The organism is Kineococcus siccus (genome assembly GCF_009906795.1).
Lineage (GTDB): Bacteria > Actinomycetota > Actinomycetes > Actinomycetales > Kineococcaceae > Kineococcus > Kineococcus siccus.
Map to the genome: position 1 here is coordinate 1 of NZ_JAAALN010000183.1, position 8726 is coordinate 8726.

The window sequence follows — 8726 nt, forward strand, 5'->3', positions numbered from 1 at the left end:
GCCGCCGCCGCACCCGCACCCTCGTCCGCGTCCACGGGGGAGCTCCCTGCTGGTCGGGCGGTCAGGGGGTCGTCGGCACGCGCGCGGGTCACCTTGAGCGTCGAGGGGGCGCGGGCTCGACGGTGGGGCGTCCCTCCGGCAGTCTGACGCGCGGGGGTGGTTGTGCGCCGCACGCCGGGCCACTAGAGTCCCGTCGATACGCATCGACGGGCGCTGCGTGGTGCTGCCCGCCGACGAGGACGGGTCCGGGGAGGCGACGTGGCCAGAGTGCCCACGAGCAAGGACGTCGCGCGCATCGCCGGGGTCTCCCAGAGCACCGTCTCCTACGTCATGAGCGGCAAGCGGCCCATCTCGGCGAGGACCCGCCGCCTGGTCGAGGACGCCATGCAGCAGCTGACCTACCAGCCGCACGCGGGTGCCCGGGCCCTGGCCAGCCAGCGGACCAACGTCGTCGGGCTGGTCGTGCCCTTCCGCAGCGAGGTCAACGCGCACGGGCTGATGGCCTTCGTCGAGGAGATCGCGCTGGCCGCCCGGGCGCGCGACCACGACGTCCTCCTGGTCACCGCGGACGAGGGCACGGCGGGCCTGCAGCGGCTGGCGGGCCGCTCGCTGTGTGACGCGCTGGTCATGATGGAGATCTCCACGCACGACGAGCGGATCCCCGCCGTGCGCGCCCTGGGCGTCCCGGCGCTGCTCATCGGCCTGCCGGCGGACACCACGGGCCTGCACTGCGTCGACTTCGACTTCGAGGCCGCGGCCACCCTGCTCCTGGAGGAGGCCGCCGACCTGGGCCACGACCGGGTCGCCGTGCTCGCGTGGCCGCCCGGGTTCGCCGGCGGCGACATCAACTACGTCCCGCGCTTCCGGGGCGCGGCCGAGGCCACCGCCGCGCGGCGCGGCGTCGCCCTGGACTGGCACGACGTGCCGCGCGGGCGCGAGGACGTCGACCGCGCGCTCGAGCGGGTGCTGGGCGCGGGCGGGCCGCCCCCGGCGCTCGTGTGCACGTCGTTCCTGTCGGAGGTGGTCGCGGGCCTGCAGCGCCGCGGCGTGCGGCCGGGCACCGACGTCGACCTGCTGGCGCTGACGACCGACGCCGAGGCGGAGGCCGAGGAGGTCCCCGTCACCGGGGTCTCCACGCAGCCGCGCGACGTCTCGCGCCGCGTCATGCGCACGCTGTTCACCCTGCTCGACGGCGCCGCGCCGCCCGGTGAGGTCGAGCTCGTGCCCGCGGCCCTGACCCGCCGCGCCTCCAGCCGGCACCCCCGGCCCGCGGCGGCCGCGGGCTGACCGCGCCCGTCGGCCCCGCCCGACGGCCACCCCCGCCCGAGGCGCATCGATGCGCATCGAACGACCCCCAGGAGGACCAGTGAGCAGCCCGATCCGCGTGACCGTGTGGAACGAGAACCGCCACGAGCAGCTCGAGCCCGAGATCGCCGAGCGGTACCCGACCGGCATCCACGGCGCCCTGGCCGAGGGCCTCGTCGCGAACCTCGGCGAGGGGGTCGTGGTGCGGACCGCGACCCTGGACGAGCCCGAGCACGGCCTGACCGAGGAGGTCCTGCGCGAGACCGACGTCCTGACCTGGTGGGGGCACGCGGCGCACGGCGAGGTCGCCGACGAGGTCGTCGACCGCGTGCACCGCCACGTGCTGGCGGGGATGGGCCTCATCGTCCTGCACTCCGGGCACTGGTCGAAGGTGTTCGGCCGGCTGATGGGCACGTCGTGCACGCTGCGCTGGCGCAGCGAGCACGACCGCGAGCTGGTGTGGACGGTGGACCCGACGCACCCCATCGCGCAGGGCGTCCCGCACCCCATGGTGATCGAGGAGGACGAGATGTACGGGGAGTTCTTCGACATCCCCGCGCCCGACGAGCTGGTGTTCATCTCCTCGTTCTCCGGCGGTGAGGTGTTCCGCTCCGGCTGCACGTTCAAGCGCGGCCACGGCAAGGTCTTCTACTTCAAGCCCGGCGACCAGGACTACCCCGTCTACTTCCACCAGGGCGTGCGCCGGGTGATCTCCAACGCCGTGCAGTGGGCCGTGACCGTGCGCCCCGAGCGCGCCGAGCCCACGCTGCTGCGCTACGAGACCGAGGACTTCTACACCGGCCACAGCTACGGCGGCGCCCTGAGCGACGAGGCGCGGGCCGCCCTGGAAGCGCAGGCGGCGCAGTGACTCCCGCCGCCGCGGACGCGCTGCGGGTCGTCCTGGTCGGCGCCGGGGCCATGGGCCGCACGTGGCTCGCCGCGATCCAGGCCTCGCCCGACGTCGAGCTCGCCGGCATCGTCGACCTCGACCTCGCGGCGGCCCGCTCCGCCGCCGCGGACGCGGGGGTGCCCGGCCTGCCGGTGGGCGCGGACGCCGTGGCGCTGGCGCGGGAGAGCGGCGCCGAGGCCGTCGTCAACGTGACCGTGCCGGCGGCCCACCACCCCGTCACGACGGCCGCGCTCTTCGCGGGCCTGCCCGTGCTGGGGGAGAAGCCGGTGGCCGACACCGTCGCCCGGGCGCTGTCGCTCGTCGCGGCCGCCGAGGCCAGCGGCCGGCTGTTCGTGGTCAGCCAGTCGCGCCGCTACAACCCGCACGTGTTCGCCTTCCGGGAGCAGGCGCGGGCGCTGGGCGAGCTCGGCGTGCTCACGACCGAGTTCTTCCGGGCCCCGCACTTCGGCGGGTTCCGCGAGGAGATGGCCCACCCGCTGCTGCTGGACATGGCGATCCACCCGTTCGACACCGCCCGGTTCCTGCTGGGCGCCGAACCCGTGTCGGTGTACTGCGAGGAGTTCAACCCCTCCTGGAGCTGGTACGCGGGCGACGCCGCCGCGACGGCCGTGTTCGAGATGAGCGGCGGCCTGCGCTACGTCTACACCGGCAGCTGGTGCAGCCCGCACGCCGAGACGTCCTGGAACGGGGCCTGGCGGCTGTCCGGCGCCGCGGGCACCGCGACGTGGGACGGCGACGCCGCGCCCGTGCTGGACGCCGAGGACGGCGTCGTCGCGGCCGGGGCCTGCGACCCCGGGGACGGCGTGGCGGGGTCCCTGGCCGCCTTCCGCGCCGCGCTGCGCGGGGACGGCACGCCCATGGGTGAGGTGCACGAGAACGTCCTGAGCCTCGTGATGGTCGAGGCCGCCGTGGAGTCCGCGACGACGGGGGCGCGCGTGCGCGTCGACGACGTCCTCGAGCGCGCCCACGCCCGGGCCCTGGCAGACGAGCGGCGCGAGGACGTCCGCGCCGTGCTGGCGTCCTGGACGTCGGTGCGCGAGGCCCTCGCGGCCGGGCGGCTCGACCCGGTCACCAGTGCTTAGATGCCCGCAGTCGACGAGGAGGTCCCCCGCGTGTCCGCACCACCCGAACCACTGCCCGAGCTGGGCGTCGCCGTCATCGGTCACTCCTTCATGGGTGCCGTCCACTCCCACGCCTGGCGCACGGTCGACCACGTCGGCACCCCGCGCTTCCGCACCCGGCGCGTGGCCCTCGCGGGTCGCGACGCCGGGCGGGCCGCCGCGGCGGCCCGGCAGTTCGGCTGGGAGGAGGGGGTCGACGACTGGCGCCCGCTCCTGGAGCGCGACGACATCCACGTCGTCGACGTCCTGACGCCGGGCGACAGCCACGCCGAGATCGCCATCGCGGCGCTCGAGGCCGGCAAGCACGTCCTGTGCGAGAAGCCGCTGGCCAAGACCGTCGAGGAGGCCGAGCGCATGACGGCGGCCGCCGAGGCGGCCGCGGCGCGCGGGGTCCGCAGCATGGTGGCGTTCAACTACCGCCAGGTGCCCGCGATCGGCCTCGCCCGGCAGCTCGTGGCGGACGGGCGCCTGGGCGAGGTCCGCCAGGTCCGCGCGGTGTACCTGCAGGACTGGATCGTCGACCCGGAGTTCCCGCTGACGTGGCGGCTGCAGAAGGACCGCTCCGGCGCGGGCGCGCTCGGCGACATCGGCTCGCACATCATCGACGCCGCGCAGTTCATCACCGGCCAGCGCCTGCTCGGGGTCAGCGGCACGGTCGAGACGTTCGTCAAGCAGCGCCCGCTGGAGGCCGCCCGCACGGGCGCCAACACCGGGCTGTCGGCCGAGGCCTCGACCGAGGTCGGCGACGTGACCGTGGACGACGCGGCGGTGTTCTTCGGCCGCGGCGACGGCGGGGCGCTCATGACGTTCGAGGCCTCCCGCATGGCGCTGGGCCGCAAGAACGGCATGCGGATCGAGGTCAACGGCTCGCAGGGCAGCATCGCCTTCGACTTCGAGTCGATGAACGAGCTGCACTTCTTCGACGGCACGCTGCCGGACGCCGAGAACGGCTTCCGCCGCATCCTCGCGACCGACCCGGCCCACCCGGGCGTCGGGAACTGGTGGCCCCCGGGCCACGGGCTCGGCTACGACCACCCGTTCGTGCACGAGCTGCAGGAGTTCCTCGGGGCCGTGGCCGACGGCCGCGACCCGAGCCCGAGCTTCGCCGACGGCCTGCAGGTCCAGCAGGTCCTGGACGCCGTGCAGCGCAGCGCCGAGAACTCCTCCGCCTACACCGAGATCTGAGAGGACCCCCGTGCCCCGTCCCGTCACCCTGTTCACCGGCCAGTGGGCCGACCTGCCCTTCGAGGAGGTCTGCCGCCTCGCCTCGGAGTGGGGCTTCGACGGCCTCGAGATCGCCACGTGGGGCGACCACCTCGACTCCACGCGCGGCGCCACCGACGACGACTACATCGCCGAGAAGTTGGCCACGCTCGCCCGGTACGGCCTGCAGGTCTGGACGATCTCGGCCCACCTCACGGGCCAGGCCGTGTGCGACCTCATCGACGCCCGCCACCAGGACATCGTGTCCACGGCGGTCTGGGGCGACGGCGACCCGGAGGGCGTGCGCCGGCGCGCCGCCGAGTACGTGAAGGACACCGCGCGCACCGCCGCGCGGCTCGGCGTGAAGACCGTCACGGGCTTCACCGGTTCCTCGATCTGGCACACCGTCGCGATGTTCCCGCCCACGCCCGACGCGATGGTCGAGGCCGGGTTCCAGGACTTCGCGGACCGGTGGAACCCGATCCTCGACGTCTTCGACGAGGTCGGCGTGAGGTTCGCCCACGAGGTGCACCCGAGCGAGATCGCCTACGACTACTGGACGACGCAGCGGGCGCTGGAGGCCATCGGCCGGCGGCCCGCGTTCGGGCTGAACTTCGACCCCAGCCACTTCGTCTGGCAGGACCTCGACACGGTGGGGTTCCTGCGCGACTTCGCCGACCGGATCTACCACGTGCACTGCAAGGACTCGAAGAAGCAGCTCGACGGCCGCGCCGGCCGCCTGGGCTCGCACCTGCCGTGGGCGGACTCCCGCCGCGGGTGGGACTTCGTGTCCGTCGGGCACGGCGACGTGCCGTGGGAGGCGATCTTCCGCCAGCTCAACGTGATCGGCTACGAGGGCCCGACGAGCGTGGAGTGGGAGGACGCCGGGGTGGACCGCCTCCGCGGCGCGCCCGACGCCCTCGCCTTCGTCCGCCGGGTCGGCGAGCTGATCCAGCCGCCGTCGGCCGCCTTCGACGCCGCGTTCAGCTCCAAGGGCTGACTCCCGCCCTCAAGCCCACCCTCCGCTCGGCCGATCACGTCCCCGACGGCCGCCCGCTCCCGGGCGCCGCGGAACGGTTCCGAGCGGAGGGTGGTGCGGTGACGACGGCACCCGCTGCGCCCTCGACTGCTCGGTCCTCGACTGCTCTGCCCTCGCGTGCTCTGCCGCTGGTCGCGCTGCCGGGTGAGCCCACCCGGCTGACGCGCTCACCGTGGCTGCGGACCCTGGTGTGGGCCGTCCTGTTCACCGCTGCGACGCTCATCGGCCGCTCGGCCCAGGTCGGCGGCGCCCACCTGGCGATCTTCTGGCCCGCCTCGGCCGCGGGGGCGCTGTGGGTCGCCGGGTCGGTGCGCCGCGGCGTGCTGGCCGTCGACGTCGGCCTGGTCGTGCTCCTGACCGTGGTGCTGCGCGTGCTCACGGGCACGCCCGCCGGCGCCGCCCCCCTGCTGGGCCTCGCGGCCGCCGTGCAGGCGGTCGCGTTCTGCTGGGCCTACCGGCGCGCCCGCCCCGGCGGCTTCCGGCTGCGCACGCCCACGGACCTGCGCGTCCTCGCGGTGGCCTCGTGCGCCGGGGCGCTGGTCTCCCTGCCGGTGGCCGTGGTGGGCTTCGCGCGGCTCGACGACGTGCCCCTCGTCCTCGCGCTCGGGCAGTGGGCCCTGCGGACCGCGGTCAGCACCTTCGTCGTCGTCGCCGTCGCGGTCCGCGTCGTGGCGCGCGCGGACGACGCCCGGGCCACCGCGGTCGCCGGCCGGGGCGAGCTGCTGCTGATGGCCGTGGTCGTGCCGGCCGCCTACGTGCTCACCTTCTTCGTCGTGCACGAGGTCTCGCTGACCTTCGCGGTGCTGCCGCTGGGCGTCTGGGTGGCGCTGCGCTGCTCGACCGCGCAGGCCACGGTGCACGTCGTGACCGTCGCGGGGGCCGTCGTGCTGAGCGCGTGGGCCGGGCGCGGCCCGTGGGCCGAGCTGTCGCCGGACCTCCAGGCCATGACGGCCGAGGCCTTCGTCGGGGCCCTGGGCCTGGTCACGCTGGTCCTCGCGCTGCACCGCGACGAGAGCCGCCGCCACGGCGACCGCGCGGCGCGCGCCGCGGCGGAGGTCGCGCGCGCCCACGACCTGTTCGCCAGCGTCCTGTCCGCGGCCACCGAGCACGCCATCGTCGGGGTGGACACCACCGGGCGGATCACGGTGTTCAACGAGGGCGCCGAGCGGATGCTGGGCTGGCCCGCCGCCGAGGCGATCGGCGAGGACGTGCGGCCGCTGCTCGTGCGCGGTGAGCTGCACGCCCGCGCCGGCGCCCTGGGCCTCGACGACGTGGACGCGCTGTTCCGCACCTCCCACGGCGACGGCCCGCACACCGAGCGGGCCACCTACGTGCGCCGCGACGGGACCCGGCTGCCCGTGATGCTGACCGACGCGCCCATGCACGACGACACCGGCGCGCTGATCGGGCACATCCTGCTCGCCACCGACCTCACGGCCCGCCTCGCGGCGGAGGCCGAGCTGGCCGACTCCGAGCGCCTGTTCCGCGTGGCCTTCGACACCGCCCCCGTCGGGATGGTCATGGTGGGCCTGACCGGGCCCGGCGCGCGCCGCATCCTGCGCGTCAACGAGACGATGGAGCGCTTCACGGGGCGCGCCGAGGACCAGCTGCTGGCCATGACCCTGCAGGACCTCGCGCCCGCCGAGGACGTGGCGGCGTGCCGCGACGCCTTCGACGCCGTGGTGGCCGACCCGTCGCGGCCCGTGCGGTGCGTGCGCACCTTCGAGCACGCCGACGGGCGGGTGCTGTGGGCGGAGATGTCCGCCACCGTGCTGCACCCCAGCGGCCGCGACCCGTACCTGTTCTGCCTCGTGCAGGACGTCACCCTGCGCCGGGCGGCCGAGCGGGACCTGGAGCACCTGGCCCTGCACGACCCCCTCACGGGGCTCGCCAACCGCCGGCTCTTCGTCGCCCAGCTCGAGCAGGCGGTCGCGGCGTGCGGTCCCGCCGACGGCGTCGGCGTCCTCTACGTCGACCTCGACGGCTTCAAGGCCGTCAACGACTCCCTCGGGCACGCGGCGGGCGACGAGCTGCTGCGCCGCGTGGCGGACCTGCTGGTGCACGCCGTGCGGCCGGCCGACACGGTGGCGCGCCTGGGCGGTGACGAGTTCGCCGTCGTGTGCGCCGACGCCGACGTGACGGAGGCCGACCTGGCCGGCATCGGTGCCCGCCTGCTGCAGTCGCTCGCGCTGCCGGTGGCGCTCGAGGGCGGCGAGGCGTGCGTCGGGGCGAGCATCGGGGTGGTCCGCGGGGACGCGGGCACCCCCGGGGACGCCCTGCTGCGCGCGGCGGACGCGGCGATGTACGCGGCGAAGCGGGCCGGCAAGGGCCGTGTCGTGGTGCGTCCGGCCCACGCCGTCCCGACCACGGTCGGTCAACCACTGTTCACCTAGAGTGTGGTTCACGTCACACGGCGCGCGCAGCCCGGGGCGTCCCTGGTTGTGTACGGCCATGACGACGACTCCCCGGGCCCGAGCCCCCCTGAGCGCGGCGGGGCTCGCCGTGCTCGCCGCCGCGGTCGCCGTCGGGGCCGCCGCCCCCGCGTCCGCCGCTCCCACCCCGCGCGCCGTCCGGACGCACTTCGTGGCGCCCGTGCTGCCCCTGACCGACGAGCTCGCGCTCGAGGTCGTCGCGCTGACCAACGAAGCGCGCGTCCAGGCGGGCTGCGCCCCGCTGGCCCTCGCCGACCAGCTCGTCACCACCGCGCTGCGGCACTCCGCCGACATGGCGGAGACGGCCCGCATGTCGCACGTCGGCGCGGACGGCAGCTCGCCGCGCACGCGGCTCGCGGGTCTCGGCGTCCGGCCGCGGCTCGCGGCCGAGAACGTCGCGGCCGGTGCCTTCACCCCGCGCGGTCTCGTCGACGCCTGGCTCGCCAGCCCCGGCCACCGGCGCAACATCCTCGACTGCGACCTCGACTACGTCGGGGTGGCCCGCGCCGACGTCGCCGGGGGCGCCTACTGGACGCAGGCGCTGGCCGGGGTCTGAGCCGCCGGCCGGGCGCGGAACCGCACGCGGCGTCGCGGCGTCGGAACCGGACGGGAGGGCGTCGTCGCGCGGGCGCCCGCAGGGAGGGAGGTCGTCGTGGCGCCAGTCGCCCCCTGGTGGGAGGAGTTCGGCTCCGCCGCCCCGACCACGCCCCGCGGGC

General features: G+C 75.5%; 7 protein-coding genes. All 7 read left to right on the forward strand.

Features of this window, described 5'->3' with window-relative positions:
* Positions 1-267 precede the first annotated feature (267 nt).
* Positions 268-1287 (forward strand): LacI family DNA-binding transcriptional regulator, encoded by a 1020-nt coding sequence (locus GTR02_RS16910; RefSeq protein WP_166608663.1) that lies wholly within the window; start codon positions 268-270, stop codon positions 1285-1287.
* Between the two features lie 49 nt (positions 1288-1336).
* On the forward strand, positions 1337-2173 hold the full coding sequence (locus tag GTR02_RS16915; protein WP_166608664.1) for a ThuA domain-containing protein: 837 nt from the start codon (positions 1337-1339) through the stop codon (positions 2171-2173).
* Positions 2170-3297, forward strand: a complete 1128-nt coding sequence (locus tag GTR02_RS16920; RefSeq protein ID WP_338073881.1) for a Gfo/Idh/MocA family protein — start codon at positions 2170-2172, stop codon at positions 3295-3297. The genes GTR02_RS16915 and GTR02_RS16920 overlap by 4 nt, the downstream gene beginning before the upstream one ends.
* The gene (locus tag GTR02_RS16925; RefSeq protein WP_166608665.1) at positions 3298-4521 is read left to right on the forward strand and encodes a Gfo/Idh/MocA family protein; all 1224 of its coding nucleotides are present in this window, start codon (positions 3298-3300) and stop codon (positions 4519-4521) included.
* 10 nt (positions 4522-4531) lie between these two features.
* Entirely contained in the window at positions 4532-5539 is a 1008-nt protein-coding gene (locus GTR02_RS16930; RefSeq protein WP_166608666.1) for a TIM barrel protein, read from the forward strand.
* 98 nt (positions 5540-5637) lie between these two features.
* Entirely contained in the window at positions 5638-7971 is a 2334-nt protein-coding gene (locus GTR02_RS24625; protein ID WP_166608667.1) for a diguanylate cyclase domain-containing protein, read from the forward strand.
* A gap of 58 nt (positions 7972-8029) precedes the next feature.
* The gene (locus GTR02_RS16940) at positions 8030-8566 is read left to right on the forward strand and encodes a CAP domain-containing protein (RefSeq protein ID WP_166608668.1); all 537 of its coding nucleotides are present in this window, start codon (positions 8030-8032) and stop codon (positions 8564-8566) included.
* The last annotated feature ends 160 nt before the right edge of the window (positions 8567-8726 follow it).

Bases quoted from the DNA above. Each gene is read 5' to 3' on its own strand.
- GTR02_RS16915 (WP_166608664.1), top strand. From the start codon at position 1,337: ATGCGCATCGAACGACCCCCAGGAGGACCAGTGAGCAGCCCGATCCGC.
- GTR02_RS16925 (WP_166608665.1), top strand. From the start codon at position 3,298: ATGCCCGCAGTCGACGAGGAGGTCCCCCGCGTGTCCGCACCACCCGAA.
- GTR02_RS16940 (WP_166608668.1), top strand. From the start codon at position 8,030: ATGACGACGACTCCCCGGGCCCGAGCCCCCCTGAGCGCGGCGGGGCTC.